This is a genomic window from Desulfurellaceae bacterium (assembly GCA_021296095.1).
In the GTDB taxonomy this organism is placed as follows: Bacteria; Desulfobacterota; Binatia; order Bin18; family Bin18; genus JAAXHF01.
The window spans coordinates 1-322 of the sequence record JAGWBB010000176.1 but is presented as its reverse complement, the minus strand read 5'-3'; the positions used below and the strand labels follow the sequence as shown (position 1 = coordinate 322).

Below are 322 nucleotides of genomic sequence, written 5' to 3'. Positions count from 1 at the left end.
CGACGGATGACGGGTGTGCCACGGTGTTGACTGCTCGTAGCTATGCCCAACCTGAAAAACCGTCGCCTCGTCAAACGGCTGGCCTGCGAGCTGGAAGCCAATGGGCAGCCCGCTACTACTGAAGCCGCAGGGGAGCGCAAGCGCGGGGAAGCCTGTCAGGTTGAACAACGGCGTGTAAATCGCGAAGTCTTCGGCCATCAGATACAGGCCGGGCGAATCCGACCGGATCGGGGCGGGCATCACTCCAGTAGTGGGGAGCATGAACAGGTCAACGGTCTCCAATTGCTGCAGCAGCTGAGTACGGATTTGCTCTCGGACTCTC

1 protein-coding gene is annotated in these 322 nt (G+C 60.6%); it reads right to left on the bottom strand.

The window, feature by feature from the left end:
• On the bottom strand, positions 1–322 hold a 322-nt coding region (locus J4F42_22505; protein MCE2488295.1), incomplete at both ends, for a hypothetical protein.